We start from the raw sequence: 1,569 nt of genomic DNA, 5'->3' as shown, positions 1-1,569 counted from the left end.
GCCCCCGCCCGCTGACCCCGTTGACTTGCGGGGGGCTGTCGGTAGGAATGAATATCTTTGTCAACCCCTGGAATTCTCCGGGAGCCGTGATTAGCGTTTCTCAGCGGGAGTCATCCTCCGTCTGGCGAAAGGACCCCCGCATGTCTCTTGACGTGACCCCGGAACTCCTGGAGACGGCGCAACAGGGCGAGGTCGGCGACGCCGCGTTCGTCGAGTGCATCAGAACGTCCCTCCCTTACGCGTGGGACATGATCAGCGGGCTGGTGGCGCGGCTCCAGGTGGACGGCGGCGACTTCGCCGACAACCTCACCCCGCCACCGGACGAGCAGGCCCGCGGCCAGCTGCTCCGCGTCCTCGCGAGCGACGCCATGCGCGGCACGCTGGAGCGCCACTTCGGCATCAGGCTCGCCTTCCAGAACTGCCACCGCGTCGCGGTCTTCCCGGCCGCGGGATCCGACGCCTACCGGACGTTCGTGACGGCCCGCGAACAGATCCTCAACCAGTCCCCCGAACTCCGCGACTGCTGACCCCTCGTTCACTTGCGGCGTGTTGTTGTTCTCGCAGGCCGGATGACAGCGACACGCCGCAAGTGAACGCATGTTCATGCGAGGGCGGCGCGGACCTTGGGGAGGACCTCCTCGCCCAGGCGGGCGATGTTGTCCAGGGTGGCCGCGCGGGAGCCTGCCGCCTCCACCATGAGGATCAGATGCCTGATCCCCGTCCTCCGCACCGTGGCCACCAGGGATTCGACGCAGTCGTCCGGTGAACCGACGGGATGCAGCTCGCACATGCGCCGCGTGTAGCCGACGGGGTCGCGGGGCGGCCGGGGGCGGTCGTCCACGGCGACGTAGCCGTCCAGCCCGGGGCCGAGCCAGCGCGGCATCTCGTCCATGAGCAACTTCACGGCCTGCTCGCGCGTGCCGGCGACCTGGGCGACATGGGTTGAGATGTGCGGCGCGTCCGGGAGACCGTGGCGGGTGACGGCGGCGGCCTTCTCGTCCGGCCCGACGTGCATCCCCAGCAGCATCGGCAGGCCGCGCTCGGCGGCGAGTGCCTCGGTGGCGGCGGAGGTGCACGCGACCGTCACCGGGGGCGGGGCAAGCGCGCGCGGGACGACGGGTACTTCGCGGAACTGGAAATGCTCCCCTGACCAGGAGACCCGGTCGGAGTGCAGCCAGGCGAGCAGGAGGTCCAGGGATTCGGGGAAGCCGTGCTCGTAGCGGGGGAGTCCGGTGCCGAACACCTCAAGGTCGCGCCACGGGCCGCCGCGTCCGACCCCCAGGCGGAAACGGCCGCCGGACAGCAGCGACAGCATCGCCGCCTGCTCCGCGAGCGCCACCGGATGCTGGCTGGAGAGCACGCTGACCGCCGTCCCGACGTGGATCCGCGTGGTGACGGCCAGGATGTGCCCGGCGAGGACGGTCGCCGACGGGACGACCCCGTACGACATGAAGTGGTGCTCGGCCAGCCAGACGTCATCGAACCCGGCCCGCTCGGCGGCGACGGCGGCCTCCACCGTCCGGGAGAGCGCGGCGGCGTCCGAGTGGGCGTTCGTGTGGGTGGGGGCTG

At 70.8% G+C, this 1,569-nt stretch carries 2 protein-coding genes; one reads left to right on the top strand and one right to left on the bottom strand.

The genetic code is table 11. The annotated features are described in order from the left end of the window. Positions 1 to 140 precede the first annotated feature (140 nt). A complete protein-coding gene (locus tag E1281_RS39595; RefSeq protein ID WP_131884801.1) occupies positions 141 to 527 on the top strand; it encodes an SCO5389 family protein in 387 nt (128 codons plus the stop codon). A gap of 74 nt (positions 528 to 601) precedes the next feature. On the opposite strand, the gene E1281_RS39590 is transcribed toward E1281_RS39595, so the two are convergent. Next, positions 602 to 1,569: LLM class flavin-dependent oxidoreductase (locus tag E1281_RS39590; RefSeq protein WP_207943795.1), on the bottom strand; the 968-nt coding region annotated here is incomplete at its 5' end.

Origin of the sequence: Actinomadura sp. KC345, from assembly GCF_004348515.1 — a bacterium.
Taxonomy (GTDB): Bacteria; Actinomycetota; Actinomycetes; order Streptosporangiales; family Streptosporangiaceae; genus Spirillospora.
The sequence above is the reverse complement of the archived record's forward strand: the minus strand, read 5'-3'. Positions and strand labels throughout refer to the sequence as shown.

What these genes read in the sequence shown, in the direction of transcription:
- E1281_RS39595 (WP_131884801.1), top strand. Translation starts at nt 141, where the DNA reads ATGTCTCTTGACGTGACCCCGGAACTCCTGGAGACGGCGCAACAGGGC.